Below are 24,816 nucleotides of genomic sequence, written 5' to 3'. Positions count from 1 at the left end.
AGTAACAGAAGTTTTGGAAAGGCGAAAATTATGCCAGTAAGTATTAATAAGCGAAGCCGCATAATTTGTTTTTACTAAATTTAGAGTTGAGTGTCGTTTCTCAATAAGTGGAGCAACTTTATATAAGCGTATTGATGAAAGGCGATCATTGAGGACTAAACTGTCTCTGACTAAGAGTGTCGCCTTTTCCTACAATTTATTGACTTCTCCAGCTTTGACAAGCCCACCCAACCCGACTAACTTTCCTGGCGTGACGCATTCATGCGACCCACGCTATGCAGCGACCCTATCTCCGCGCCACATTTCGTCGTGGCCCCGATGCGCCTAACAGCCAGCAAATGACTGTCAATCACTCGGTCCCTGGTTCGAGTCCAGGTCGTGAAGCCAGATAGAGAAAGCCTGCAGCGATGCAGGCTTTTTTTCGCCTTGAATTTGACGAACACCCGGCGTGCCAGCAGCCAAAAAAACGCACAAAAAATTTTTTTAGGGTGACGCTTGAATTTTTTCCGCCTGAACCTACCTAGGGATTACGCGATGCCGAATGCGGGTCGCGTATCAAATCACTTGGAGAAAACTCAGGAGATTTTGCAATGGCTACTACTCTTTCCTTGGCCCCACTGTTCCGTCATTCCGTGGGCTTTGACCGTTTCAACGACCTGTTCGAATCGGCGCTTCGCAGCGAGGCCGGTACCACCTATCCGCCACACAACGTCGAGAAGCACGGTGACGATCATTATCGGATCGTGATCGCGGCGGCAGGCTTGGTGGAGGACGACCTGGATATTCAGGTGGAGAAAGGCGTGTTGACCGTCGCCGGCGGCAAGCGGGAACACGATGAGGGCATCACTTACCTGCACCAAGGCATCGCCCAGCGCGCGTTCCGCCTGTCGTTCCGCCTGGTTGACCACATTGAAGTGCAGGGCGCACAGCTCGCCAATGGTTTGCTGAGCATCGATCTGCTCAGGATCGTGCCCGAGGAAGCCAAGCCTAAGCGCATTGCGATTGGCGGTGCTGCCAAGGCTGAGGTGAAATCCATCAGCGAGCAGTAAGGCTGGAATGAATAAAGGCGCTCTTCGGAGCGCTTTTATTCGATGTGGCGAGGTCAAAATGTGGCGCTTTTGTATGAGCGGACTTGCCCCGATGCCAGTCAGTTAAGGGCGAACACTGTACCTGGGGCGAGGGACCTTGCTCCCGTTGGGACGCGAAGCGGCCCCAAAATCAGCCTATGAGTTCTAATCGGAAAATCTCAGTGCCTTTATTGGCGCTGCTTCGCAGCCCAACGCGGGGCAAGCCCGCTCGCCACAACAGGCCCGCTTACCACAGAAGCACAGCAGTCGCTTCATTCCATCTGCACATTTTGCGCTTTCTGCTGCTGCCCAGCCCGCACCTCACGCCCCTCCCACTTGGCAATCACCAACGGCGCCAACGCATTGCCCAGCACATTCAGCGCCGTGGTCGGCATCTCCATCAAGCGGTACACCCCGGCGATAAACGCGATGCCTTCCAACGGCAAACCGGCACTGGCCAGGGTGGCCGAGAGAATCACGAACATGAACCCCGGTACCCCGGCCGCACCCTTGGAGGTGAGCACCATGGTCACCACCAGCAAGGCCTGATCGCCCAGGCTCAAATCAATGCCGTACAACTGCGCGACGAACAGGGTACCGATGCCGAGGAACAGTGAAGCGCCGTCGAGGTTGAACGAGTAACCCACCGGTACCACAAAGCTCACCAGTGAAGGCGGTACGCCGTAGGTTTCGAGTTTCTTCATCAATTGCGGCATCACCGCCGCCGAGCTGGCGGTGGAGAAGGCCAGTACCAGTTCATCCTTGATATGGCGCATCAGCGCGAACAGGTTGATCCCGCAAACGCGCGCCACCAGGTTGAGCACCACCAGCACAAAGAACGCGATGGCCACATAGCTGACCATGATCAGCTTGGCCAGCGGCAGCAACGAGCTGAAGCCGAAGTTGGCCACCGTCACGGCGATCATGCCGAACACGCCGATGGGCGAGTAGGCCATGATCATCGAGGTGACCTTGAACATCGCGTCGCTGACGCCACGCAACAGCGCGATGACCGGGTCTTTGCGCTCGGCGGGCAAGCGCGCCACGCCCAGGCCGAACATCACCGCAAAAAACAGCACCGACAACAGGCTGCCCTGGGCCATGGCGTTGACCACGTTGTCGGGGATGATGCCGACGATGATCTGCCCCAGGCTATGACCGGCGCCGTTGCTGGTGGGCAGGGTGATATTCGCCGCGTGCAGGCTGGACAGTTCAGTGCCAGCGCCGGGCTTGAGCAGGTTGCCCATGACCAGGCCGATGATGATCGCCAGGGTGGTGATGCAGAAAAAATAGCTCAGGGATTTGACCCCGATACGGCCCAGGGATTTGCCGTCACCGTGCCCGGCAATGCCCACCACCATGCAGGAAAACACGATGGGCACCACGATCATTTTCATCAGCTTGATAAAGATATCGCCCGCCGGTTGCAGGAGATTGTCCACCAGCCACGGCCGGGATTCGGGAAAGCGGTGCAGCAGGGCACCAATGGCGATACCGGCGAGCAAGCCGATCATGATTTGCCAGACCAGCGCGATGCGGGGCGTGTGCATGGGAGTGCCTCATTTGAGATCAATGATTTTTAAGTTGTTGTTCTAGGCAGTCAAAAGGCGGCCGTCCGCTGGTCGCCGGGTGTTACGGGTGGCCGTCAGCGCAGGTCGTTGCATGCGTCTTTGAGGCGACGGCACCCTTCTTCGATCACGTCCAGCGAGCTTGCGAACGACAGGCGCACATACGGCGACATGCCGTAGGCCGCGCCGCTGACGGTGGCCAGGCCGTAGTCGCGCAACAGGTAGTCCACCAGTTGGGTGTCGCTGTCGAGGCGATCGCCTTGGGGGGTGAGCTTGCCCATCAGGCCGCTGACGTTGGCGAATACATAAAACGCGCCATCCGGTGGTGTAATGCTCAATTCGGGGATGCCCTCAAGCAGCGCCAGAATGCGCGCGCGGCGTTGCTGGTATTCCTCGCGCATGCCGGCGATAGGTGCTTGATCACCCGCAAACGCGGCCACCGCTGCCGCCTGGCTCAACGAGCTGGGGCAGGTGGTGGTCTGTGACAGCAACTTGGCGATGGCCGCGATCAACCAGGCCGGCCCCGCGCCAAAGCCCAGGCGCCAACCGGTCATCGCATAGCCCTTGGACGCGCCGTTGACGATCAGCGTGCGTGGCTTGAGATCGGGCGCCAGGCGTGTCAACGGCACATGCCGGGCGTCGCCGTAGACGAAGTGTTCGTAGATCTCATCGGCCATGACCAGCACATGGGGATGACGACGCAAAACCTGCGCCAGGGCCAGCAGCTCGGCTTCGCTGTACACCGCGCCGCTGGGGTTGTTCGGGCTGTTGAGGATCACCCATTTGGTGTGTGGGGTGATCGCCTGTTCGAGCGCGGCGGGCGACAGCTTGAAACCCAGGCTTTCATCGCCCGGGATGATCACCGGTGTGGCATCGTTGAGCCGTGCGATGTCCGGGTACGAGACCCAATACGGCGTGTGCACGATGACTTCATCGCCGCGATTCAAGGTGGCGGCCAACGCGTGATAAATGATGTGCTTGCCGCCGCAACCGGCGACGACTTCGTCCAGGCCATACACCACATCATTATCTCGCTGCAGTTTCAGGCAGATGGCCTGGCGCAGGGCAAGGGTGCCGGTGGTGGCGGTGTAATGGGTATCACCGCTGTGCATCGCCAAGCTGGCGGCCTCAAGAATATGCGCCGGGGTGTCGAAGTCCGGCTCGCCCACGGTGAAGTTAACGATGTCGCGGCCCTGGGCGCGCAACTCGGTGACCAGGGCGTTGGCGGCAATGCTGGGGGAGGGCGCAATGCCCAGGACACGGTCCGACAAAAATGCAGTGCTCATCTCGGACTCCTTCATACCAGGCCGGCATTGTTGAGGGCCTTGTCGATCCAGCTCTGGCGCACTGCACCGCTGGCAATTTCTGCTTTGACCGCTTCTTCGTGCTCGGCATGTTGCGCGGCGCGGCGCAGTACTTCGGCGGCGTCGGCCTGGGAGAACGCGACCAGGCCGTCTTCATCACCCACCAGCAGGTCGCCGGGGTTGATCACCATGCCGCCGATAGACACCGGCACGTTCACTTCGCCGGGGCCGGTCTTGTACGGGCCGGTGTGCACCACGGCGCGGGCGTAGCACGGGGTGTCCTCGAAGCTGGCGACATCGCGAATCGCGCCGTCAATCACAAACCCCACGCAACCACGCTGCTGGGCGTAGAGCTTGACCAGTTCCCCGATCACCGCGTTATTGGTGTCGCCCTGGCCGTCCACCACCAGCACATGGCCCGGTTGCAGCATGCTCATGGCCTTGTAGATCAGCAGGTTGTCGCCGGGACGGGTCTTGACCGTGATCGCCGTGCCCACCAGCTTGCCGCTGCGGTTGTAGCGCGTCAGGCCACGGGCGCCGATATGACGGCCTAGGTTGTCGCTGATATGCGGCGTGACGACATGGCCAAACGCCTCGACCAGTTCGGCCGGGGCCATGGGCGCGTTGGGAAGGATGCGTGAACCGGGCAAGGACATGGCAAATCTCCAGAATTGTTAGATAGCGATGGGCTATGGCTGGATCTTAGGAGTGATGATCGAAGAGTTTTAGCGATATTTTATGATGTGATAGCATCGCTTTTTCTCATGAATTGGCCGCGATGATCACCTTCAAGCAAATCGATGCGCTGTACTGGATTGCCGAACTCGGCAGCTTTGAAGCGGCGGCGAACAAGCTGAACATGTCTCAGTCGGCCATCTCCAAGCGCATCCAGGAGTTGGAAGACACCTTTGACGTCGAGATTTTTGACCGCAGCAAGCGAAACGCCCGGCTGACGGAGAAGGGCGGTGAGCTGCTTGACTACGCCCGCGACCTGCTCAACAGCCGCGACCAACTGCTCGAACGGGTCAGCGCCCGCGAAGTGCTGGTGCGCCGTTTTCGCCTCGGCGTCACCGAACTCACCGCATTGACCTGGCTGCCGGCGCTGGTGGATGCGCTGCGTCAGGCCTACCCCAAGGTGCAGATCGAGCCGTCAGTGGAACTGAGCAGCGAACTGTTTCGCAAGCTGGAAAGCGACCAACTCGACTTGGTCATCGTGCCGGACGTCTACAGCGACCCGCGCTTTCACAGCACGGCGCTGCAATGCGTGGAAAACGCCTGGATCTGCGCGCCAGGCCTGATCCCCCAGCCCGACCCTGTAAGCCTGGAAGTGCTGGCCGATTACACCGTTCTGACCCAGGGTTCGCAGTCGGGCACCGGCTTAATCTACGAGCGTTGGCTGGCCGCGCACAACGTGCAGATGCCGCGGACCCTCACCAGCCATAACCTGCTGGTGCAGGTGGGCTTGGCGCTGTCGGGGATCGGCGTGAGTTATTTGCCCAAGGCGTGTTTGTCCCATCTGATCGAGCACGGCGCATTACGCGCGCTGGTCACGCAGCCGGAGTTGCCGAGTATCCAGTACGTGGCATTGCACCGGGTGGACCGCCAATTCGGCTTGAACCAGGACGTGGCGCGGATGGCGCAGGGGTGCTGTGATTTTTCGCGGTTGTTGTTTTAGCGTAAGTGCACACACTGCGCTTTTTATTCCAAAAGGGTCCTTTGTCGAAAAACAGGGTCATGATTAATTCAAGCCTGGATGTAGTCAGTTCAACTCCATACTTGAAGGCGCATGAACCCAGCCTCTATCAGCCAAGAGGACCAAAATGCATGGCATTCACCACCCTGATACTGGATGCACCCGGCCCGCCGTTGCTATTCGAGGAAGTCGACCGATTCCTTGAGTTGGGCTTGGTCGTCACCCTGAATCTCTACTATTTCACGGATAAAAACAGTATCCGCAAGCACTACGGCGAGCGCATCCGATACACCGAGATCAATGGCCACGACAGGCAAGCTTTCATCGACGCCGTGACTGAGGCCGGGGGGTATAGCGTGTTCAAGACGCGCCTGAATATTCCCATTGAGAGCAAACTGATCCGCGCCGCTGCATCACCGACCCTGCCAACGCCACTGCGCGCCATCGCCCAGGCCGGTTCAGGCGTTAACCATATCGACCGGCAAGAGGCTGAACGGTGGGGCGTGACGATACTGAACACGCCGGCCTCCAACGCGGTAGCTGTGGCCGAATACGTGGTGGCCCAAACATTGTTTTTATCTAGGGACCTGGATCACTACAACGCCGAGACGCACAGTGGTCGCTGGTCCAAGGGCACTTTGGCGCCCAGCCTTGAGTTTTGCGAACTCACGTTAGGCGTGGTCGGCACTGGCAGCATTGCTCAAGAGGTCGCGCGCAAGGCCGGATCGCTGGGGATCCGGGTCATCGCCACCGGTTCAGAACGCTTTACGGAGCAGGTCGCGCGCAGCCTTGGGCTTGAGCGACGAGAAACCCTCGAGCAATTGTTGGGGGAGGCCGATGTGGTCTCGATCCACGTACCGCTGACACCGCTCACCCGAGGCCTGTTCGGCCTTACCGAGTTCAGACAGATGCGCCAAGGTTCGATACTGATCAACACCGCTCGTGGTGACATTGTCGACGAAGCCCAGTTGGCAAGCTTCATGACGGCATTTCCCAGGCATATAAAAGCGGTCGCCATCGATACCTTCGCCCAGGAAAAAGACCGCTTCAACTCGCCGCTGGCTGGCATTCGCAACGCCCAACTGACACCCCATATCGCCGGCAACACGACGAAGGCAATCCGCAAGGCTTCACGGCAGATCGTCGACAAGATCCACGCGCTCAGTCTGGCTACGGACGTACATTGACCACGGGCACAAAGCGCTCTCTTGATGAGCGCCTCAACGCCCTGAGTTGTAGCAAGCGCTTCCGGATGGGCTAGGGCTGCTGTGCAGCCGTCGCACGGATGGGCGGTGCGGTAGCGGCGGCAATGTCCCACGTCAGCAGGATGTGGCTGATGGCGGCATCGATGGTTGCGTGGGGCACGTTGTCCCGCGCCAATATCGAAATGCCCTGCAAGAAACTGTCAAACACCGCCGCCATCGACACCGCGGCAATCGTATCCGGCAGTTGCCCTGAGCTTATTCCACGTTCGACACACGCCACGACCCCTGCCCGCGTTCTCATACGGGACTGGGTCAATGCATCCGCCACCCGCGCATTCTCCGGGCTTGGTGCGCTCATCACGCCCAATGCCACCATGCACCCCTTGGGATGCCCGTCTTCACACTGCATGCGCGCGGATTGGCGCAATGCGGTCTCGATGGCTTTGCGCGGCAGCAGGCTTTCATCCCATAGGCATTCGGTCACTTGAGCGTAGGTTGCCAGATAGCGCTGCACGCACTCATCGAACAGCGCTTCCTTGGAGCCGAATGCGGCATAAAAACTCGGTGCGGAGATACCGCCGCCCAGGCCGGCCTTGAGCTGGGCGAGGGACGTGGCGTCGTAGCCATGCTGCCAGAACAGGTACATGGCTTGTTCCACGGCGTGGTCACGGTCGAAGGTACGGGGACGGCCCATTTGTGCCATTTCATAAAACTCCCTTGGCAGACCAGATAAATACTAGTCGATACATAAGTCGTTGACAACGTGCGACAGCTGCCTGCAACATTTGTATCGATCAGTATCTAAATTGCCTCAAGGAGTTTCCCGTGACCCCCTCACTCTGCGTATCCGCGTCTTCTGAACGCCTGCCTATCGGCGCCTTGCTCGCGCTGGCCATGACCGGTTTCATCTGCATCGTCACCGAAACCCTGCCGGCCGGGCTGTTGCCGTTGATCGGCGATGGCCTGGGGATTTCCCCGTCCATGGCCGGGCAGATGGTCACCGCCTATGCGCTGGGCTCGGTGCTGGCGGTGATCCCCATGACCATCGCCACCCGTGGTTGGCGCCGCCGCAATGTGCTGCTGCTGACCATCGTCGGCTTCCTGCTGTTCAATTCCATCACGGCATTGTCGTCCCATTACGGTGTGACGCTGGTGGCGCGTTTCTTCGCCGGGGTCGCCGCGGGGTTGGCCTGGAGCCTGCTGGCCGGTTACGCCCGGCGCATGGTCGCGCCCCATCAACAGGGGAGGGCGCTGGCGCTGGCGATGGTGGGTACCCCGATTGCGCTGTCACTGGGTGTACCGCTGGGCACCTGGCTTGGCGGCCTGGTCGGCTGGCGTACCACCTTTGGCCTGATGTCGGTACTGACCCTGGTGTTGATCGCTTGGGTGCTGGTGAAAGTCCCGGACTATGGGCCACAGCCCGCGCACCAACGCCTGCCGTTGCGCAAGGTCCTCACCACGCCAGGGGTCAGGCCGGTACTGGCGGTGGTGATCAGCTGGATGCTCGCCCACAACGTTCTCTACACCTACATCGCCCCGTTCGTGGCGCGGGCAGGCTTGGCCGCGCGGGTGGACCTGGTGTTGCTGGTATTCGGCATTGCGGCATTGGTGGGGATCTGGCTGACGGCCAAGCTGGTCGAGCCGTTATTGCGCCAGACGGTGTTGGTCAGCTTGGTGGTGTTTGCCGCGATTGCGCTGGTGTTTGGCGTATTGGGCAACGTACCTGAAGTGATCTACCTCGGCGTCGCCGTGTGGGGCCTGAGCTTCGGTGGTGCCGCCACTTTGCTGCAAACGGCTCTGGCCGACGCGGCGGGCGATGGCGCCGATGTGGCGTTGTCGCTGAACGTGGTGGCGTGGAACAGCGCCATTGCCGCCAGCGGTGTGGTGGGTGGCGTATTACTCGATCGCTGGGGCGTGGGGGTATTTCCGTGGGCGATGCTGGTGTTGATCGGCGTGGCGCTGGGGGTCGCGTGGGGGGCGCGTAAGCACGGCTTCAAGCCTGGGCGACGGTCCGGCGCTGCAATAGTCTCTCATTAAACCTTCGGTTGGGCGCCATAGGGTGTAGGCTGGGTCTGAATTCATCGGATATTAGCCCTTCATGTCCACGCTAAGCGAAGAGAGCCGCCAGATCGTAGCTTCTCTGGCGCAACGTGTTGGTCCCACCGCTGATATTGCAGGCATCGCCGAGGCGATCATTTCGATATTGCAGGACATGGACGCAGCACTCACGCCCATCATCGGGCAACAAGGGGTTGTGGCGCTGTTGCGCCGCAGCCTGCATCTGAGCGCCTCGGCCCATGCCCGATTGGCCAGCACCTATGACCTTGTGCAGGCTGCACCGGATCGAGCCACCCTCAAGGCCGTATTGCTTGAGCAAAGCGAAGCCGATGCGCTGTTTTTTGGTGAGGTGCTGCTGACCACCTTTTATACGTTGCTGACCACCCTGATCGGGCCGTCGCTGACCGCCCGGTTGCTGCGTGACGTGTGGGAACCTTCTTTGAGCGACACCCCTTCGCAGGAAAATTCGCCATGAGCACCAAAGTAACTATCAACCGCCTGGCTACCGGTGTGCCAGGGCTGGACGAGGTGCTGGGCGGAGGATTGCCGGAGTTTTCGTTCAACCTGATCGCCGGCCCGCCTGGCTGTGGCAAGACCACACTGGCACATCAGATGATGTTCGCCCTCGCGACCCCCGAACGTCCTGCGCTGTTTTTCACCGTGCTGGGCGAGCCGCCGTTGAAGATGCTGCGGTATCAGCAGCAGTTCGATTTTTTTGACAACGATGCGATCAACCAGTCGATCCGCTATATCAACCTGGCCGATGACACCCTGGCCGGGAACCTGGACGAAGTGCTGCGCCGCATTGTCAGCGAAGTGGAGGCGCATTCGCCGTCGCTGGTGTTTGTCGACTCTTTCCGCTCGGTGGTGCTGGCCAGCCAGACCCAGCACAACCCCAACAACAACCTGCCGCAATTCGTGCAACAACTGGGCATGTTGATGACCACCTGGCAGGCAACCACCTTCCTGATTGGCGAGTACTTCACCGAAACCGATACCAACCCGATTTTCACCGTGGCCGACGGGTTGATCTGGTTGCGCCAGAGCGTCGAACGCAATTCGATGGTGCGCAAGATGGAAATCATGAAGATGCGCGGTCAGCCGACCTTGCCGGGGCTGCACACTTTCCGCATCGCCAGTTCGGGTATCAAGGTCTTTGCGCCCGCTGCGCTCAACCCGACCGAGGCGCCGAGGGTGCTGCCGGTGCAGCGCTTGAAAATGGGCGTTCCACGCCTGGACGACATGCTCGGCGGCGGTCTGCCGCGAGGCTATTCGCTGTTGGTGGCGGGGCCTTCGGGGTCAGGCAAAAGCATTCTGGCGGCAAGCTTCCTGGCCGAGGGTGCGCGTAATGGCGAAACGGGTGTGATCGCAGTGTTCGAGCAACGGCCCAACCACTCGCAAAACGCCACCCTGGCAGACCTGATCAGCAGCGGGAAGGTTGGCCTGGTGGACAGCCGGGCACCGGACCTGTCGATTGACGAAATCGTTCAACTGCTACTCAGCGAAATCAGCCGCTTGAACGCCACGCGCGTGGTCATCGATTCATTGTCGGGCTTTGAGCTGGCCCTGGCGCCGACCTTCAGGGCCGACTTCCGTGAGTCGCTGTCACGCATGGTCACGGCGTTGACCCGTGCCGGGGTCAGCGTGTTGATGACCTCAGAACTCGAAGACCGCTACACCGACCTGCGTTTCAGCCCCTACGGTACGGCGTTCCTGACCGATGCGATCATCGTGCAGCGCTACATTGAAGTGCGCAGCCGATTGTTGCGCATCATGGCGGTGGTCAAAGTGCGCGCCAGTGCCCACTGTGACGAGCTGCGCCAATATCACATCAATGACGATGGCCTGCAGATCGGCGAGATGCTCGTCGATCAGGAGGGGCTGCTCGGTGGTCGGCCGACCACCGAGCGCAAAGGAGCTGAAAATGTTTGAGTTGAATCATGAGTAAAGGCGCCGGCGGGGACGAGCGTGAGGTGGCCAGTGCCGCTCATGAGCTCTTCCTGATCGGCCAGAAAACGGTGGAAGCGCGTGCCGTGTTGGCCGCCTTGCAGCAACAGCTGAGTGACGCCAACAGTCGTTTGGTGGATTCCCGCCACGTTGAGCAACTGATCGAGGCCAACCAGCAATTGGTGCTGGCGATACTCCTCGCGCAATCCGCGCCGATCATCACGCCGGGCCTGGAGGATCGCCTGTTTCAGGAGCTGCGCGAGGCCAATGCGCAACTGGTGATCGCGGCGCTCAGCGCCCAGGACCTTCAGGCGACAGCCGAGCGTGCGTTGGGGCAGCAGAAAAGCATCCTCGCGATGGTCGCCCATGAGCTGCGCAATCCGCTGACCCCCATCAAGCTGATTGCCGAGCGCATGGTCCGGCTGCCAAGCGATCAACTGCCGCGCATGCGTGAGCTGATCGAGGGTCAGGTCCAGCATATTTCCCAACTGGTCGACGACCTGCTGGATGTCTCGCGCGCCAGCACCGGCAAACTGCGCATCAACCGCAGTGACGTGGACATACTGGGCATCCTGAATGCTGCCATTGATGCCTGTAGCCCGGTGATGGTTGCCCGCAAGCAACTATTTGAGGCCGAGCTGCCTGACGCTGTCCTGATCATCAACGGCGACCCGGGCCGGCTCGCGCAGATTTTTCACAACCTGCTGGCCAACGCGGCCAAGTACACGCCCATTGGCGGCAGCATTCGCATGACGGCCACCATGACGGTGGATACGTTGCGGATCAGTATTGCTGACAATGGCATCGGCGTTACGGCCCAGGCCCTGCCGTTCATTTTCGACCCTTATGTGCAAGACACGCATGCCATTGGTTTCAACGGGGCTGGCCTGGGCATTGGCTTGACGGTGGTGCGCGAACTGGTCGAGGCCCACGGCGGGGCTGTAACGGGCATGAGTGAAGGGCTTGGCAAGGGCAGCGAATTCGTGGTGACGCTGCCCCTCTTGGTTTAAGTGATCGCCGCACTAAAGTGACTTATGTGAGTCAATAGCCTCCGCACGGTCATCCATGGTCGTGCGCTTGTCGATCCCGTAAGCCGGGATTCGTCGTCCGTCTATCTCACCATAAGATTTAAAGCATGCTTCTACGCACCCTTGCACTCGGGCTGTCAGCCCTGTTTTTGCTCTCTGCCGGCGCCCAGGCACGCAGTCAGGCGAACCTCTACACCCCCACTGAACAACGCGCGTCGTTTACCGGTTGCGCAGATCTGTTCCCCGCCGCGACACCGATCAACACGGCCACGGTGCCCGCCAGCATGAGGCCAATGGCCCTCTGTTCCGACCACTTCGCGGTGCTCTATTCGCAAACCAGCAAGACCCCGCTGGTGGTGGTCGAGCGCCTGAATGCCGCCCAGTTGAACGACGCCAAAGGCGAGGAGCGCACCAACCAGTTTTACCCCGACCCACGCATTCCCAAAGGTGGGCGCGCCGAGTTGAGCGACTACCGCAGCCAGCACCCGGCGATGGACCGTGGCCACCAATCCCCAGCCGCCGACGCGCCGAATGCCCATGCCATGGCACAGTCTTTCGCGCTGTCGAACATGGTGCCGCAAGACCCTACCAACAACCGCAAGATCTGGAGCAAGGTCGAAGCGGATGTGCGCAAGTTTGCCAAGCGCGCGGGCGGCGACGTGTATGTGTTCACCGGGCCGCTGTTCGATGCGGGCTACAGCACCATCGGCGACAACAAGGTCTGGGTGCCGACGCGCCTGTTCAAGTTGGTGTACGACGCCTCAAGCAAACGCGCCTGGGCCTACGTGTTGCCCAATGCCGAAACCCGTATCCAGAAACCGATGGACTACGACACCTTCGTGAAGAGTACCGGGCTCAAATTACTCGGCAACCTGCCGGTGACGGGTTCGGTGGGGCGTACGTGATGCTGGGTTGAGCGATACGCCCAGCGTTACTTGCCTTTTTTCAACGCCTTCAAGCGCGCTGTCGCTCGCTGCACGGCGGCCATTTTCTCGGGGCGTTTCATCCGTTTCCATTTACGGATGTCGTCCTTGGTCCGCCCGCAGCTGACGCACAACTCGCCACTCAACTGGCAGGTCGAGACACACGGGTTTTCGATTTCTTTAGCCAAGATTTCACCTGGGGATACCGTCAAGGGGCGCAGCTACGCGGCACGAAATTCAACCGTGAGGTGGCTCACTTCATGGACCGGCTTGAGGCGCAGGCGAATGCTCTCGGCATCCGCTGTCGGTTGGCCGACCACGCTGACGATGGCCGCATGCACACCGGGCCCGACCTGCCAGACGTGCAGGTCGGTAATCGTTGCATCGCCGGGTTGCTCCACCAGCTCGCGGATCTCGGCGGCGACGTGTTCGTCGGTCTGGTCCAGCAACACGCCGGCGGTCACGCCCATCAGGCTCCAGGCCCAGCGTGCAATCACGATGGCGCCGACGATACCCATCACCGGGTCCAGCCATACCCAACCCAGGTACCGACCCGCCAGCAATGCGGCGATCGCCAGCACGGAGGTCAACGCATCGGCAAGCACATGGATGTAGGCTGACCTGAGGTTGTTATCGTGGCCGTGGTGGTGATGGTCATGGTCGTGATCATGGCCGTGGCTATGCCCATGGCCCAACAGCAACGCACTGACGATATTGACCACCAGCCCGACGATAGCAATCAGGGTCGCCGTACCAAATTGCACTTCGGTCGGCTGGAGCAGGCGCATGAACGACTCGATACCGATGCCCAGGGCGACCAGCGCCAGGATCAGCGCCGAGGCGAAGCCGCCCAGGTCACCCACTTTGCCGGTGCCAAAGCTGTAGCGAGGGCTGTTCGCATGGCGCTTGGCGTAGGCATAGGCCGCCGCCGCAATGCCCAATGCGCCCGCATGGGTGGCCATATGAAAACCGTCGGCCAGCAGGGCCATGGAACCGGTCAGGGCGCCAGCGGCAATTTCCGCCACCATCATCACCACGGTCAGTATCACCACCCACAGCGTGCGCCGGGCGTTCTCGTCGTGGGCAGCCCCCAGGAAGACATGCTCGTGTGCCTGGCTATTCGTGAGGGTCATTTGGAGTAGCGCCGAATGGCTTCAAGCAATTCTTCGACGCCCTGGTTGCGCGCCTCTGTACTCAGTGACGGGTCAGCCACGTGCGCCCTGGCGTGGTCCTCGATGATCTCTTCCATCAAACCGTTGATAGCACCGCGCGTGGCGGCCACCAGGTGCAGTGTCTTGGCGCAGTCGGCGTCTGACTCCAGCGCTTTTTCCAGCGCCTGAATCTGCCCGGCGATGCGTTTGACGCGTTTGATCAGGCTGTCTTTGTTTGCGGCTAGATGACCCACGGCATACCCCCCCTACCTATAATGCGGCGGATCATTGCATACCCCACCCCCCTATACAAGGAGGCTGTTGCAACGTTACTTCGGCCGGTGCAACTGGCGCCTTAGGGTATACACCGCCACGCCCACCGCCAGCCCACCGGATAACGCGCCCACCCCCAGCGCCCAGCGCGGGCCCAGGTGGTCGGCGACCCAACCGACGATGGGGGCCCCAATCGGCGTGCCGCCCAGGGCGACGCCCACGCGCAAGGCGATCACGCGGCCGCGCATGGCGGGGTCGGTGCTGAGCTGCATCAGGCTGTTGGTGGTGTTGCTGAAGGTCATCGCACCCACGCCGATAATCACCAGCGCCACGGCAAACAACCAATAGTTCGGGGCCAGGGCTGCCAGCGTGCAGCCCACGCCGAACACCGCTGCACCCGTGAGCAGCGACTTGAACTGCGGGCGTTCGCGGCCGGCGGCGAGCAGGGCGCCGGCGATCGTGCCGATGGCCAGGGTCGAGCTCAGCAGGCCGTAGGCGCGGGCATCGGCATGGAACACGCTGACTGCCATGGTCGAGATGAAAATCGGGAAGTTCATGCCGAAGGTGCCGATCAGGAACAGCATCAGCAGGATCGCCTTTAAGTCCGGTCGCGCCCACACATAGCGCAGCCCTTCGGTCAGGCTGCCCTTGGAGCGCAGCGCTCGCACCTTCACCGGCTGGCCGGACACCCGCAGGAAAAACAGCGAAGCCAGCACCGCAAAAAAGCTCGTGCCATTGAGCAGGAACGCCCATCCGGTGCCTACCGATGCGATGGTCAAGCCCGCTACGGCCGGGCCGATCAGGCGCGCCATGTTGAACGAAGTGGAATTGAGCGCGATTGCATTGGACAAATCCTTCTCACCCACCAGCTCCGCGACGAAGATCTGTCGCACCGGTGCATCGAAAGCCGAGGCGCAACCGGACAAAAACGCGAACACATACACATGCCACAGCTCGACAAAACCGGTGATGGTGAACACCCCCAGCGTCAGCGCCAGCATGCCCATGACCGCCTGGGTGACGATCAGTAACTTGCGTTGGTCATAGTGGTCGGCGGCGAAGCCGGTCCAGGGCAGCAAGAGCAACTGCGGCCCGAACTGCAACGACATGACGATGCCGACGGCGGCCGCGCTATGCGGGGTGAGCTGGGTCAGTACCAGCCAGTCCTGGGCGGTGCGCTGCATCCAGGTGCCGATATTGGAGACCAGTGCACCCGCCGCCCAGATGCGGTAGTTGACGCTGCGCAGGGAGCGGAAGGTTCCGAGCAAACTCATGAATACTCCAAAGATAAGCCGCCCCTGGGTTTATACTCGCCCCCTCGCAATCGTCCAACTTCACCCGAACCGAGATCCCCATGAGCACCTCTCTTTCCCTGACCCCTGTGCGCAAACCGCTTGCGCCCCTGGTGGCGTTTATCATCCTGCTGGTGGGCGCCGTGTTCCTGCAAAACACCGTCGGCGTGCGCCAGATGCTGTTGCTGGTGGTCGGCGCGGCACTGGGCTTGACCCTCTATCACGCGGCGTTCGGCTTCACCTCGGCCTGGCGCGTATTTATCAACGATCGGCGTGGCGCCGGCCTGCGCGCGCAGATGGTGATGCTGGCGGTGGCGGTGCTGCTGTTCTTCCCGGCATTGGGGGCAGGCACGTTGTTCGGGCAACCGGTGGTCGGGCTGGTGGCACCGGTCGGGGTGTCGGTGGTGTTTGGCGCATTTATCTTTGGCATTGGCATGCAACTGGGCGGCGGTTGTGCGTCGGGCACCCTGTTCACCGTGGGCGGCGGCAATGCGCGCATGTTGGTGACGTTGTTCTTCTTCATTTGCGGTTCGTTGATAGCTACGCACCATGTGGACTGGTGGTTTGCGCTGCCTGCGTTCCCCGCGACGTCCATCGTCAAAAGCTTCGGCGTGGTGCCGGCCTTGCTCATGAGCCTGGTGGTATTTGCGCTCATCGCGGTGGTGACTGTGCGGCTGGAAAAAGCCCGTCATGGTCAGCTTGAAGCGGGCGTGACCAGCGAACACCCAGGGCTGCGCCGCTTCCTGCGCGGGCCGTGGCCGCTGGTCTGGGGCGCGATTGGCCTGGCGCTGCTCAACTACGCAACGTTGGCCCTGGCCGGGCGGCCGTGGGGCATTACGTCGGCGTTCGCGTTGTGGGGGGCCAAGGTGGCGAGCGGGCTGGGGGTGGATGTGGCCAGTTGGGCGTTCTGGCAAATGCCTGGCAACGCCAAGGCCCTGGCCGCGCCAGTGTGGGAAGACATCACCAGCGTCATGGACATCGGCATCGTCCTCGGTGCGCTGCTGGCGGCCGGCCTGGCCGGGCGTTTCGCCCCCAGCCTGAACATCCCGGCACGCTCACTGGTAGCGGCGGTGATCGGTGGCCTGTTGCTCGGCTACGGCTCACGCCTGGCCTACGGCTGCAATATCGGCGCGTACTTCAGTGGCATTGCCTCAGGCAGCCTGCATGGCTGGGTGTGGCTGGTGGCGGCGTTTATCGGCAATAGCGTGGGTGTGCGGTTGCGGCCACTGTTTTTCGTGGGTGAGCGGCCGCAGGTGGCGTTGAGCGGTTGCTGAGTCAACGTTCAGGGGAAATGTCTGGCACCTGAGCGGCTTCAGCCGCCAGCTTTTCCCGCTCTGCTTTGCTGATGTACCTGTCTTTGCTTTTCGGCGCCAATTTGGCACTGGCCTTTTTCGCCTTGGCCTTGAATAGCTGCTGCAGTTTTTTCTGGCGGTTCATGTCGTCTTACCCGGTTGGTACAGGCTCGGGATGATACCAGCTTAAAAACCGCGGCCGTTCCCTGGGTCGCTTTTTCACGCCGATCTGTGCATTGAATCGCCTTTCCTTTCGCCAATAATCGGGCCCTGCAATCCCCGAGTATTGAACGGCATAGGGAAGAAAAGATGAGCCTCCACACCCGTACCAAACGATTGACCGTGCCCCAACTGGTCGCCATGAAAGGCCGGCAGAAAATCGTCTCCCTCACGGCGTACACCAGTTCCATCGCCAAGCTGATCGACCCGCTCGTGGATTTCATCCTGGTCGGTGACTCCACGGCCATGGTCGGCTATGGCCGGGCTTCGACCTTGAGCATGCAGCTCGAAGAAATCATCGGCCACACCCGCGCCGTGGTCGACAGCACGCGGTTGGCGTGTGTCATCGCCGATATGCCATTTGGCAGTTATCAAGAATCCAACGAACAGGCCTTTCGCAATTGCGCCCAGGTACTGGCGCGTACCGGCTGCGATGCTGTGAAGCTGGAGGCCAACCAAGCGCTGGCAGGCACGGTTGAGTTCCTGGTGGCACGCGGTATTCCGGTGATGGCCCACGTGGGGCTGATGCCACAGTTCGTCAACGTGATGGGTGGGTTCAAGGCCCAGGGCCTCACGGCCCAGACCGCAGCAGTGGTCAGCAACGATGCCCGTGCCAGCCTGCAGGCGGGCGCCTTCAGCCTGTTGCTGGAAGGGGTGGCCGAAGGCGTGGCACGCCAGATCACCTTGGACTCGGCCATGCCCACCATTGGCATCGGCGCTTCGCCCGCCTGCGACGGCCAGGTACTGGTCACCGAAGACGTACTGGGACTGGGCGGCGAGCACCTGCCGCGCTTTGTCAAACAGTACGCGGATGTCAGCGCGGTGATTCGTGATGCGTGCGAGCGGTTTGCCGAAGACGTGCGCCACGGTCGCTTCCCAGAAGCTCGGCACTGTTACGGGCTTTGACGAATTGCCTGGGCCAGCTGCCTCACAGCCTGGGCGATATCCTTGCTCCAGTCGAGGGTGTAGCTCAGGCGCAGAGACTGCTTCCAGGTACCTTGCTGGCTGAATAGTTCTCCAGGAGCGATGACGATGCGCTGGGCCAGCAGGTGCTCGAATACCCAGCGCATGTCGACCGTGCGACGGGTCTGCAACCAGAAACTCGCGCCCCCACTCGGCTCGACCACTTGCCATTCGCCGAGTGCTTCCAGCAGGGCTTTCATGCGCGTCATGCGCTCCAGCAACGCCGCCCGCAGCATCACCAAGTGCTGGTCGAGACGCTTGGAGGTAAGCAGTTTGGCGATCGCCTTCTGGCGGATCGGCGAGAGGCGAAACCCGCGCTCCATAAACAGCCGCTGCAAGTGCGGCGCCTGCCCGCGACACAGTACATAACCGTAGGGCGCTTCCGAGCCGATCACCTTGTCGAAGGTTGAAAACACCACCAGTCTTTGCGGGTCGGCATAGTCGCGATAGCGCGCGGGCCGAGGTTCGAAATACAGCTCGCCGTAGGTGTCATTCTCGAACAACCAGATATCCCGCTCTGCCAGCCAGCGGCAGACCTGCTGCTTGTCTTGCGCCGGTACCACGCCACCCTGGGGTATGTTGACCGTCGATGACAGCACTGCCAGGCGAATCGGCTCCTGTTTGAGCAATTCATGGAAGGCCGGCATGTTGAAGCGCCCGTCTGCTCCGAGGGGCACTTCGATCACGCGGATATTCGCCGCCTGCAACTGGCGCAGGATCGCCCACGAACACGGCGACTCCACCAGCGCCACCGTACCTCGCAGTTCGAGGGCGCTGAGTGACACGTCCAGCACAGTGTGCAGGTCTGAACCGATATACACCTGTTCGGCCTGCCAGTAAGGGGCTGTGGAGCAGGTGTAACGCTCGGCCAACGCCGTGCGCAACTCGGGCTCGCCGAATGGCAGGTACAGCGGCGTGAGTGAGCGCGGGTACTGGCGGGCTATTTCGCGCTCTATCATCAGTAAAGGGTTTTCCAGCGACAGCAGCATCGCCGGGGCGTCGCTGCTCAGGGCCAACATGCCGGGCTGGCGCGCGTTGGCGAACACCTGGTCGAGCAGGTTGGGCGAGTGTTCAGTCGATAAAGGCGCCGGTATCCACCGGGTGAAGTAACCGGACTTGGGTTTGGCGTAGATCCGTCCTTGATCCTCAAGCAGCGAGTAAGCGTACTTGGTTGTCGACACCGACACGCCCAGGCGTTGGGCCAAATGGCGCAGGGACGGCAGTTTGCGTTCGCCTTGCGAAGGGCTGGCTTCGATCCATTCGACGAGGTAGCGGTACACCGCCTGATAGGCAAAAGAGGCGTCTTTAGGTTTATCCATGATCCTTTGAGCCGCTCGACCTGCGATTACGGGAAGACTTCGGATGTGGGGCCGGTCCAGTATCACGCAAGGCGATGGAATACGGAAACTTAACGCAGAGGCCCATGATCAAGCCCTATACCCTCGCCATACCGGCCACTTGACTGGCTGCCGTCAAGGCCAACGTCCCCGCGCTCCCATGCCGAAAAAACCTGCACTATCGTGCATGGGCGCGACATGCCGGCTGACAGGCACGTGGCGGCGTGGGAGCAACCGGCGTCGCGGTTGGCGCGATGGCGGGCATTTATTGCGAAGGTCTCGGGTTGCAGGGCTGGCCTAGCCAGGCTGGGCCGCCAAGCTATTGCTGACATTACGCCCCAGCACCAGCACCGTCACAAAACCGCAGCCCACCAGGGCCGTGGCCAGGCTCAACAGCACCGAGCTGCCCAGTTGGTCGACGATCCGCCCGCCAAAGAACGAGCCCAAGGCAATGATCACCTGGAACAGGGCGACGAACAGCGGCATGCCGCGTTCGACATCCTTGGGTGCCACCACAAACATCCAGATACTGGCGCAGGCCGGGAAGGCGCCGAAGGCGAAGCCCCACAGCCCGATCAGCATCGCTGCGCCGGTCATCCCCGTGGCGAAGTGAGGGAACAGGGCGGTGCTGGTGCCGATCATCAGCGCGACCAGCAACAGGGTGTGACGCACGCTGCGGTTGGCGGCGAAACCGGCAAAGATATTACCGAACACCCCGGCCACGCCGAAGAGCAGCAACAGCGAGCCAATCGTCGGCCCGTCGAAGCCGGAACTGTATTTGAAGAACGGCGCGACATAGGTGTAGGCCGCAAAGTGCGCCAAGCCGATCAACAGCACCGCGATCAACCCGACTCGCGCCTGTGGGTTGATAAACAACGCCGGCAGGTCGCTGATGCGAATGGCCTTCTCCGGGGTGAGCCGAGGCAGCAGGAACACCTGCGCCAGCAGCACCGGCACGCCCAGCAGCGCGGTGACCAGGAACGTCATGCGCCAGCCCATCAAGCCGCTGAGCCAGGTGCCGACGGGCACGCCGAGCACGGTGGCCAGGGTCACGCCCATCATGATGATCGAGGTGGCCTTCGCGACGTCCACACCCTTGGGCGCCAGGCGCCCACTGAGGGCAATGGCCGTGGCCCAGAACCCGCCAATGCTGATGCCCAGCAAGACACGGCCGAACAGCAGCAGGTTGAAGTCACTGGCAAAGGCCACGACCGAGTTGGCGATGATCATGATCAGCGTCAGGCCGATCAGCAGGTAGCGACGGTCCATGGCACCAATGCTCACCGATAGAAACGGCGCGGCGAGGGCGGCCATGATGCCCGGCAGGGTCACCATCAGCCCGGCGTGGCCGGCACTGATACCGAGGTCGGCGGCGACGTCGTTGAGTACACCCACCGGCAGAAACTCACTGGTCACCAGGGCGAAGGCGCCCACCGCGACCGAGAGAATCGCCAGCCACTGCTGTTTGACGCTTTGTTGATTATGTTCGGGACGGCCGCTGGGGGCCTGGAGGGCGCTTGGCATGATGCTGGGTTCCAAGGGGGGATGTCGCCTGAGGCCAGGCGAAGGGGAAGAATTGGGAGGCGATTATAGGAATCGGGCTTGGCCACCCCATAGGCGAGCGGTTCGATAGTAATCATCAGTGCTATCGATGTGACGGGGTTGGGCTGCGTATTTCAGCGGCATCGCTTCGGGCAGCCCGCCGGTCATCCGGCAGGCGCTCGATGCTTACCGAGTCAAAGGCTGGCGGGGCTAGGCGCTTCTGCCTCAACCGGCCGGTGTAGTACAAACGTTGCCTTGACCCTTTTAGAGAACAGTATGTAGGGGACCCAGATAGAGGTGGATACCAATCCGCGGACGATTTCCTTGGTCGTGTTGTAGTCGAATATGGGTTCGTCCACCAGAACAAGCGAGCTGAACCATGCGTCAAGTGGAACGTAAATAGCCGAGACGATGAGCGTGACGATATAAACCTTGGGGAATAAATAGTGTTCGGAGAAGAACAGGTAAACCAAATAACCAAAGGCCGCGATAAAGACTGCATTAATGAGTGTTTCTGAAATCAGGATCGCACCCCATAGGGTGTTAGCCGTCGTCGTGCCGGATGAGGTGATGGTACTGAACGCGCCCTCTGCGAATATCGGGTAATGCACCGTGATAAGGGCATAGCTCAGACGCGCCAAGGCTATGAACAGGCCCAAGCCAACCACGATCAACCAACCGCCCAGCCCCTTCAGTTGTTTACTTTCTTGCATGTTCGCTCCGCAGTTCAATGAAGTTAAAACGATAAATAGTCAGCCGTGTCGCGCCACGTGCTCTAAGGTCGATGGCGGCTTCACTGTCGAAACGATCGGTGTAAAAACTCACTGATCAGCCCCACCACCTGCTGCTGAATCATCGCCCTCGGCCGAGCCCCCTCACCATCGCGGCAAATCATCCCGTCGCCTGGCGAACTCTCCTCAATCAACGCCATGCCCCCCGGCTTGCAGATCGACATAAAGCTGAAGTGCGTGGCGTCGGCGATCTCCACGTACTTCGTCGTTGCTTCAGGCAGCCGCTTGACCATGTCGGCGGACTCCAGCTGCGGGTCCATATCCTCCGACGGCACGCCCCCCGCAATCACCAGCACCGGTACCGGCAATGCAGCCAGGCTGGCGTCGGTAAAGCCGCGCGACAGGCCCAGGTCCAAGGACACGATGGCGGTGACGCGTTTGTCGCTCAAATCAGCGGCCAACCGGGCCTTGCCGGCTGGCGTGCCGGCGGGGTTCATCTCGTGGTAGCCGATGCAGCCGCCGAGCTTGGGGTGGGCGCCGCATTCGCGGCTGAACAGGTCGGGGTCGAAACGCGCGCCGGCGATCTCCAGTACGGTCCAGCCGCCAAGGGAATGGCCCACGGCGGCGATCTGGCCATTCGCGACCGCGCCAAATGGCTTCGGCTCGGCTAACACCGCGTCGATCACGCGGCTCAGGTCAGCCGGGCGTTGCCATAACTGCGCGGCGGTTTGCGGGGTACGGTCTTTGGTGGTGGTGCCGGGGTGGTTGACCGCCGCGACGATGTAGCCCTGATGCGCCAACTCACCGGCCAGCCACACCTGCTTGCCCCAGTTGCCGCCATAACCGTGGGAGAGCACCACCAGCGGATGCTCACCGGCAGCTGGCGGCGCGTCGGGCACGGCGAGGGCACCGATGAACACCGCGCTGTCGGCGATCAGCGTGGGTTTGGCCGTGGTGGCGGCGGGGTACCAGACGACCAGTTCGAGTGGTCGGTTGTGTTGCACATCCGGCAGGGTGACAGTCTTGAAACCGACGGGGTTTTCGGCAGCGAAGGCGGGAGCGGCCAGGCACAGCAATAGCAGGGAGGCGAGGGCGTTTTTCACTGTTGTTATCGTCCTTGATATGAGCGAAGCATCATGCACTGAGTCCCCCGTTCAGTGCCATGAGCCCCGCGCCCTTTTTTACCTGCCGTTAACGCCTACGCATGGGTCAGCCCCGTCAACGTATCCGCAATGGTCTTGGTCCGTTGCGCCGTACCCTCCGTCGCACGGCTCGACGCCTCCAGCACATCCAGCATCTCCCGCAACGCGCCCACCCCGGTGGACTGGTCTTCAATCTGCTGGGCCACGCGCTGGATCTCACTGGACAACAGGTCAATATCCACACCGATTTCCGCTGCATTCTTACGCGTGATTTCCGCCAGCTTGCGCACCTCGTCCGCCACCACCGCAAAGCCCCGGCCCAGGTCGCCCGCGCGCGCCGCTTCAATCGCGGCGTTGAGCGCCAGCAGGTTGGTCTGCCCGGCGATCTGCTGGATCACCTGCACAATCGACTGGATACGCAAACTCGACCCCGCCAGCGTGCGCGCGCCCTGCACCGCGACATCCGCCTGGCTGGACAGGCCCTCCACCGTGGCCCCGGCCTGGGCAGACACCGTGTTCTGCTGGCCAATCGTGCCCACTAGTTCATCCATCGAGGCGTGTAACTCACCGGAGTAGTGCTTGAGCTGCGAAGCGATGTCCTCCTGCTGGCGCTCGGCCTGGGCCAACACCAGGCCCAAGTCGGCCAGGCCTTCGAAGACTGGCAGGATATTGCGGTCCAGGCCTCGGGTATTCAGGGTGTCGGTGAAATCATTGTTCTTGAACGCCGCAATCTGCTTGACCACCACATGGTTCAACCCCGCCAGCTTCTTCACCTGACGCCGCAGGAAAAATGCCTTGAACTCGCCGTAATGGGCGATGAAATTGTCCACGTACTCATCACTGAAACTCGCACCCTTGGCCACCCGAAAGAAGAAAATCGCCGTCAGCGTCTGATTCAGGTTCAAGCCCAGAATCTCCCCGAAGGTCGAAAACCCCGCCAACGGCACATCCCCAAAAATGCCGGCCATGCTGCCCAGCTCGGCGCCGTTATTCAGTCGGCGCAAAATGCAGTCATTCAAAATCCCCGCCACCGGCTGGCCGCCCTTGCCACGCAAAAACTGCTCGTAGTCCAGGCGTGTGGCCTCACGCAATGGCGTACGTCGCACCATCACCAGCTCTTCGCCCGGCGCCACGTCGCAAAACAGCTGCACGATCTGCTGTTCATAGTCGATGCGTGCGATGGAGCGCACAAACAACTCACTGCCCACCCGAATCGCGAACGAGTAATCCGCCAGCTTCGACTCCAGTGCCTGGGGGGCGCAATTGAACGCGTCACACAGCGCCTGCACCATGCTCTTGATATTGCCGCTGCTGTCGATCACCTGGTCAATTGTGCGGTCCTCCACCGAGGCGGTCAGCACACTGAAGGTCAAATCCGCGGCCTTGAAGTTTTGGCTTTTAAACACGCCAAAGCGCACATTGGCGGCAGTCTTGAGGAACACAATCTGTGCATGGTTCTGATAACTGCGCTGGCCATCGTGGATCAGCGTTTTCTGGAAATCCGACTTACCCCCGGCCGACCCGCCTACGAACAAGCATGGAAAACGCCCGGACTCATACAGCGCCTCCATGAAAAACGATTCCGACGCCGACAACCCATCGAACACCACGTAGGCCAAGGTGTCGCGGTGATCGATTGAGGTGTGCACCTGCACCCGCTTGATATTGGCCACCAACTTGGCGATCCGCTCCTGCATCCCCAAGCGCTTGCCGCCGCTGCGAATGTCCTCACACTCCAACGGCACCATCACCACCTCGGCAGAGGCAATCACACTGTCATCAAACAGCTGCAACACCATCCGGTCCCAGCGCTCGCCGGTCGCGCAATACAGCGAATCAGCGGCGTTGCACAACTCACCGGAGGTGGTGCACAGGCTGATGGCGGTTTGCGGAAAGCGACGCTTGAGCTTGGCGGCGACCTGGTCGATGTCCAGGTGGGGGGAGATGAAACCGGTGATCAGGGTGGGTGTGATGCGCAGGGTGGCCAATGAAGACTCCAATTCATTGGCGGTGCAGGTGAGGGTGGCGGTGCCTTGACGATCGGCCCGGGCTTTTTTTAGAAGGGAAAGTGGGTTCATAGG

General features: G+C 61.2%; 24 protein-coding genes. 10 read left to right on the top strand and 14 right to left on the bottom strand.

Annotated features, from left to right (window positions below):
* Positions 1 to 590 precede the first annotated feature (590 nt).
* A complete protein-coding gene (locus tag ACODSV_RS04760; RefSeq protein ID WP_024076590.1) occupies positions 591 to 1,049 on the top strand; it encodes an Hsp20 family protein in 459 nt (152 codons plus the stop codon).
* Between the two features lie 290 nt (positions 1,050 to 1,339).
* Here the strand turns inward: ACODSV_RS04760 and ACODSV_RS04755 are convergent, their stop codons facing one another.
* From ACODSV_RS04755 to ACODSV_RS04745, 3 genes are all read right to left on the bottom strand, one after another.
* Complete coding sequence (locus ACODSV_RS04755) at positions 1,340 to 2,617, bottom strand: cation:dicarboxylate symporter family transporter (RefSeq protein WP_150054503.1); 1,278 nt, start codon at positions 2,615 to 2,617, stop codon at positions 1,340 to 1,342.
* A 95-nt stretch (positions 2,618 to 2,712) separates the two neighbouring features.
* Positions 2,713 to 3,921: a pyridoxal phosphate-dependent aminotransferase gene (locus ACODSV_RS04750; protein ID WP_150054504.1), complete on the bottom strand. Its 1,209-nt coding sequence runs from the start codon at positions 3,919 to 3,921 to the stop codon at positions 2,713 to 2,715.
* 11 nt (positions 3,922 to 3,932) lie between these two features.
* The gene (locus ACODSV_RS04745; protein WP_024076587.1) at positions 3,933 to 4,595 is read right to left on the bottom strand and encodes an RraA family protein; all 663 of its coding nucleotides are present in this window, start codon (positions 4,593 to 4,595) and stop codon (positions 3,933 to 3,935) included.
* Positions 4,596 to 4,717: 122 nt separating this feature from the next.
* Between ACODSV_RS04745 and ACODSV_RS04740 the strand changes: the two genes are divergently transcribed.
* On the top strand, positions 4,718 to 5,614 hold the full coding sequence (locus ACODSV_RS04740) for a LysR family transcriptional regulator (RefSeq protein WP_069076154.1): 897 nt from the start codon (positions 4,718 to 4,720) through the stop codon (positions 5,612 to 5,614).
* A gap of 149 nt (positions 5,615 to 5,763) precedes the next feature.
* Positions 5,764 to 6,819 carry an NAD(P)-dependent oxidoreductase gene (locus ACODSV_RS04735; protein WP_150054505.1) on the top strand — a complete coding sequence of 352 codons (1,056 nt, stop codon included), beginning with the start codon at positions 5,764 to 5,766 and terminating at the stop codon, positions 6,817 to 6,819.
* Positions 6,820 to 6,889: 70 nt separating this feature from the next.
* On the opposite strand, the gene ACODSV_RS04730 is transcribed toward ACODSV_RS04735, so the two are convergent.
* A complete protein-coding gene (locus ACODSV_RS04730) occupies positions 6,890 to 7,540 on the bottom strand; it encodes a TetR/AcrR family transcriptional regulator (RefSeq protein ID WP_150054506.1) in 651 nt (216 codons plus the stop codon).
* A gap of 122 nt (positions 7,541 to 7,662) precedes the next feature.
* Here ACODSV_RS04730 and ACODSV_RS04725 point away from each other — a divergent pair, with 122 nt between their 5' ends.
* The 5 genes from ACODSV_RS04725 (at position 7,663) to ACODSV_RS04705 (ending at position 12,775) form a co-directional block, all read left to right on the top strand.
* Positions 7,663 to 8,874, top strand: a complete 1,212-nt coding sequence (locus ACODSV_RS04725; protein WP_454843337.1) for an MFS transporter — start codon at positions 7,663 to 7,665, stop codon at positions 8,872 to 8,874.
* Between the two features lie 61 nt (positions 8,875 to 8,935).
* Positions 8,936 to 9,370 (top strand): hypothetical protein, encoded by a 435-nt coding sequence (locus tag ACODSV_RS04720; protein ID WP_150054508.1) that lies wholly within the window; start codon positions 8,936 to 8,938, stop codon positions 9,368 to 9,370.
* Positions 9,367 to 10,827, top strand: a complete 1,461-nt coding sequence (locus ACODSV_RS04715; RefSeq protein WP_150054509.1) for an ATPase domain-containing protein — start codon at positions 9,367 to 9,369, stop codon at positions 10,825 to 10,827. The genes ACODSV_RS04720 and ACODSV_RS04715 overlap by 4 nt, the downstream gene beginning before the upstream one ends.
* Positions 10,828 to 10,835: 8 nt before the next feature.
* Positions 10,836 to 11,852, top strand: a complete 1,017-nt coding sequence (locus tag ACODSV_RS04710) for a sensor histidine kinase (protein WP_150054510.1) — start codon at positions 10,836 to 10,838, stop codon at positions 11,850 to 11,852.
* A gap of 125 nt (positions 11,853 to 11,977) precedes the next feature.
* On the top strand, positions 11,978 to 12,775 hold the full coding sequence (locus ACODSV_RS04705) for a DNA/RNA non-specific endonuclease (RefSeq protein ID WP_150054511.1): 798 nt from the start codon (positions 11,978 to 11,980) through the stop codon (positions 12,773 to 12,775).
* A gap of 26 nt (positions 12,776 to 12,801) precedes the next feature.
* Here ACODSV_RS04705 and ACODSV_RS04700 read toward each other — a convergent pair whose 3' ends face one another.
* From ACODSV_RS04700 to ACODSV_RS04685, 4 genes are all read right to left on the bottom strand, one after another.
* Positions 12,802 to 12,981, bottom strand: coding sequence for a DUF1289 domain-containing protein (locus ACODSV_RS04700; protein WP_024076581.1), 180 nt, complete (start codon positions 12,979 to 12,981; stop codon positions 12,802 to 12,804).
* Between the two features lie 33 nt (positions 12,982 to 13,014).
* Positions 13,015 to 13,926: a CDF family Co(II)/Ni(II) efflux transporter DmeF gene (dmeF, locus tag ACODSV_RS04695; RefSeq protein ID WP_150054512.1), complete on the bottom strand. Its 912-nt coding sequence runs from the start codon at positions 13,924 to 13,926 to the stop codon at positions 13,015 to 13,017.
* Entirely contained in the window at positions 13,923 to 14,198 is a 276-nt protein-coding gene (locus ACODSV_RS04690; protein ID WP_024076579.1) for a metal/formaldehyde-sensitive transcriptional repressor, read from the bottom strand. Before ACODSV_RS04690 ends, dmeF begins: the two co-directional genes overlap by 4 nt.
* A gap of 75 nt (positions 14,199 to 14,273) precedes the next feature.
* Positions 14,274 to 15,491, bottom strand: a complete 1,218-nt coding sequence (locus tag ACODSV_RS04685) for an MFS transporter (RefSeq protein WP_150054513.1) — start codon at positions 15,489 to 15,491, stop codon at positions 14,274 to 14,276.
* 80 nt (positions 15,492 to 15,571) lie between these two features.
* On the opposite strand from ACODSV_RS04685, the gene ACODSV_RS04680 reads away from it, so the two are divergent.
* Positions 15,572 to 16,783 carry a YeeE/YedE family protein gene (locus ACODSV_RS04680; protein ID WP_150095257.1) on the top strand — a complete coding sequence of 404 codons (1,212 nt, stop codon included), beginning with the start codon at positions 15,572 to 15,574 and terminating at the stop codon, positions 16,781 to 16,783.
* Position 16,784: 1 nt separating this feature from the next.
* On the opposite strand, the gene ACODSV_RS04675 is transcribed toward ACODSV_RS04680, so the two are convergent.
* Positions 16,785 to 16,946, bottom strand: a complete 162-nt coding sequence (locus tag ACODSV_RS04675; RefSeq protein ID WP_150054515.1) for a DUF2986 domain-containing protein — start codon at positions 16,944 to 16,946, stop codon at positions 16,785 to 16,787.
* 164 nt (positions 16,947 to 17,110) lie between these two features.
* Between ACODSV_RS04675 and panB the strand changes: the two genes are divergently transcribed.
* A complete protein-coding gene (gene panB, locus ACODSV_RS04670) occupies positions 17,111 to 17,926 on the top strand; it encodes a 3-methyl-2-oxobutanoate hydroxymethyltransferase (protein WP_024076575.1) in 816 nt (271 codons plus the stop codon).
* Here the strand turns inward: panB and ACODSV_RS04665 are convergent.
* The 5 genes from ACODSV_RS04665 to ACODSV_RS04645 form a co-directional block, all read right to left on the bottom strand.
* Complete coding sequence (locus ACODSV_RS04665) at positions 17,914 to 19,302, bottom strand: aminotransferase-like domain-containing protein (RefSeq protein ID WP_150054516.1); 1,389 nt, start codon at positions 19,300 to 19,302, stop codon at positions 17,914 to 17,916. The two genes, panB and ACODSV_RS04665, sit on opposite strands and share 13 nt — an antisense overlap.
* A 315-nt stretch (positions 19,303 to 19,617) precedes the next feature.
* Positions 19,618 to 20,844: an MFS transporter gene (locus ACODSV_RS04660; RefSeq protein WP_150054517.1), complete on the bottom strand. Its 1,227-nt coding sequence runs from the start codon at positions 20,842 to 20,844 to the stop codon at positions 19,618 to 19,620.
* 212 nt (positions 20,845 to 21,056) lie between these two features.
* The gene (locus tag ACODSV_RS04655; protein ID WP_150054518.1) at positions 21,057 to 21,575 is read right to left on the bottom strand and encodes a DUF2569 domain-containing protein; all 519 of its coding nucleotides are present in this window, start codon (positions 21,573 to 21,575) and stop codon (positions 21,057 to 21,059) included.
* A gap of 80 nt (positions 21,576 to 21,655) precedes the next feature.
* Positions 21,656 to 22,696 carry an alpha/beta hydrolase family protein gene (locus ACODSV_RS04650; RefSeq protein ID WP_150054519.1) on the bottom strand — a complete coding sequence of 347 codons (1,041 nt, stop codon included), beginning with the start codon at positions 22,694 to 22,696 and terminating at the stop codon, positions 21,656 to 21,658.
* A gap of 95 nt (positions 22,697 to 22,791) precedes the next feature.
* Entirely contained in the window at positions 22,792 to 24,813 is a 2,022-nt protein-coding gene (locus ACODSV_RS04645) for a methyl-accepting chemotaxis protein (protein ID WP_150054520.1), read from the bottom strand.
* Between the last annotated feature and the right edge of the window lie 3 nt (positions 24,814 to 24,816).

The sequence above is a fragment of the Pseudomonas sp. FG86 genome (genome assembly GCF_057808775.1).
Note: the sequence above shows the minus strand (reverse complement) of the source record. Positions and strands in the feature narration are given on the sequence as shown.

What these genes read in the sequence shown, in the direction of transcription:
- ACODSV_RS04660 (WP_150054517.1), bottom strand. Translation starts at nt 20,844, where the DNA reads ATGCCAAGCGCCCTCCAGGCCCCCAGCGGCCGTCCCGAACATAATCAA.
- ACODSV_RS04730 (WP_150054506.1), bottom strand. Translation starts at nt 7,540, where the DNA reads ATGGCACAAATGGGCCGTCCCCGTACCTTCGACCGTGACCACGCCGTG.
- ACODSV_RS04750 (WP_150054504.1), bottom strand. Translation starts at nt 3,921, where the DNA reads ATGAGCACTGCATTTTTGTCGGACCGTGTCCTGGGCATTGCGCCCTCC.
- ACODSV_RS04680 (WP_150095257.1), top strand. Translation starts at nt 15,572, where the DNA reads ATGAGCACCTCTCTTTCCCTGACCCCTGTGCGCAAACCGCTTGCGCCC.
- ACODSV_RS04645 (WP_150054520.1), bottom strand. Translation starts at nt 24,813, where the DNA reads ATGAACCCACTTTCCCTTCTAAAAAAAGCCCGGGCCGATCGTCAAGGC.
- ACODSV_RS04675 (WP_150054515.1), bottom strand. Translation starts at nt 16,946, where the DNA reads ATGAACCGCCAGAAAAAACTGCAGCAGCTATTCAAGGCCAAGGCGAAA.
- ACODSV_RS04705 (WP_150054511.1), top strand. Translation starts at nt 11,978, where the DNA reads ATGCTTCTACGCACCCTTGCACTCGGGCTGTCAGCCCTGTTTTTGCTC.
- panB (WP_024076575.1), top strand. Translation starts at nt 17,111, where the DNA reads ATGAGCCTCCACACCCGTACCAAACGATTGACCGTGCCCCAACTGGTC.
- dmeF (WP_150054512.1), bottom strand. Translation starts at nt 13,926, where the DNA reads ATGACCCTCACGAATAGCCAGGCACACGAGCATGTCTTCCTGGGGGCT.
- ACODSV_RS04665 (WP_150054516.1), bottom strand. Translation starts at nt 19,302, where the DNA reads ATGGATAAACCTAAAGACGCCTCTTTTGCCTATCAGGCGGTGTACCGC.
- ACODSV_RS04720 (WP_150054508.1), top strand. Translation starts at nt 8,936, where the DNA reads ATGTCCACGCTAAGCGAAGAGAGCCGCCAGATCGTAGCTTCTCTGGCG.
- ACODSV_RS04715 (WP_150054509.1), top strand. Translation starts at nt 9,367, where the DNA reads ATGAGCACCAAAGTAACTATCAACCGCCTGGCTACCGGTGTGCCAGGG.
- ACODSV_RS04740 (WP_069076154.1), top strand. Translation starts at nt 4,718, where the DNA reads ATGATCACCTTCAAGCAAATCGATGCGCTGTACTGGATTGCCGAACTC.
- ACODSV_RS04760 (WP_024076590.1), top strand. Translation starts at nt 591, where the DNA reads ATGGCTACTACTCTTTCCTTGGCCCCACTGTTCCGTCATTCCGTGGGC.
- ACODSV_RS04710 (WP_150054510.1), top strand. Translation starts at nt 10,836, where the DNA reads ATGAGTAAAGGCGCCGGCGGGGACGAGCGTGAGGTGGCCAGTGCCGCT.
- ACODSV_RS04735 (WP_150054505.1), top strand. Translation starts at nt 5,764, where the DNA reads ATGGCATTCACCACCCTGATACTGGATGCACCCGGCCCGCCGTTGCTA.
- ACODSV_RS04745 (WP_024076587.1), bottom strand. Translation starts at nt 4,595, where the DNA reads ATGTCCTTGCCCGGTTCACGCATCCTTCCCAACGCGCCCATGGCCCCG.
- ACODSV_RS04685 (WP_150054513.1), bottom strand. Translation starts at nt 15,491, where the DNA reads ATGAGTTTGCTCGGAACCTTCCGCTCCCTGCGCAGCGTCAACTACCGC.
- ACODSV_RS04655 (WP_150054518.1), bottom strand. Translation starts at nt 21,575, where the DNA reads ATGCAAGAAAGTAAACAACTGAAGGGGCTGGGCGGTTGGTTGATCGTG.
- ACODSV_RS04755 (WP_150054503.1), bottom strand. Translation starts at nt 2,617, where the DNA reads ATGCACACGCCCCGCATCGCGCTGGTCTGGCAAATCATGATCGGCTTG.